We start from the raw sequence: 1,031 nt of genomic DNA, 5'->3' as shown, positions 1-1,031 counted from the left end.
GCTGGCACAAACAACGCCACACCGCTCGGCGCGTGTTTGACCGGCTGGTCGCTGAGCATGACTATCCGGGCTCGTATTCACCAGTGCAACGCTATGTCAAACAATGGCGAGCTGAACACCGCCAACCAGCCGAAGGCTACTCCGAGCTGGATTGGCCCGCAGGCACGATCCAAGTAGATTTCGGCCAAGCCCAAGCACTCATCGCCGGAGTGATGACCGTATTGCATGTATTGATCGTGACGTTTCCGTTTTCCAATATGCGCTACGCCCAGGCCTACCGGGGTGAAACCGCTGAATGCGTTTGCCATGGTCTGCGCACAATCTTTGAACACATTGGTGCGGTGCCACCGATGATGGTCTTTGATAACGCTACCGGTATTGGCAAACGCGTCCAAGACAAAATCATCGAGACCAACTTGTTCTCAGCCTTTCGATTGCATTATCGAGCCCATTCTCGATATTGCAATCCGGCCTCGGGCCATGAGAAAGGCAGCGTGGAAAACGCGGTCGGCTTCTTGCGCCGCAACCTGATGGTCCCCGAACCCGAAGCGATCTCCTTGGCCGGGTTGAACACCATGTTGCTGGCCCGCTGCGACGAATTAGCAGCCCAAGACCATTACCGGCACAAGGTGCCCATCAGCCAACTCTTCGCCCAAGATCTCGATGCCTGTTTAGCCCTGCCCGGTATCGGATTCGATGCAGTGCGCTACGAATCACGAAAAGCTGATCGCCGAGGATATATTCGCGTCGAGGCCAACACCTATGCCGCCGGGCCAAGCTTTCATGATCGTTGCCTGACCGTGGGGATCCGAGCCAATACTCTTGAAATTCTAGACGAACACAACACACCGGTCGTCACATTCCAACGTGTATTCGGCCAGCAGCCCGGCACGATCTTTGAACCCGCAGCCCTACTACCACTATTAGTGGCCAAGCCAGGATCCTGGAGCCACTCGCCAGTACGTAAACACGTGACAGATCCACTACGCGACTGGCTGGATACTGCGCCAACACCCGACCGGCGACGACTC

Annotated in this window: 1 protein-coding gene; it reads left to right on the top strand. The window is 56.3% G+C overall.

Annotated elements, in window-relative coordinates:
- Window positions 1-1,031, top strand: a 1,031-nt coding sequence (gene istA, locus ACYVJT_RS15275; RefSeq protein ID WP_499418566.1) for an IS21 family transposase, incomplete at both ends; no start/stop codon positions are given.

This window comes from Yaniella soli (assembly GCF_054782375.1).
This window is presented reverse-complemented; position numbering and strand designations above follow the sequence as displayed.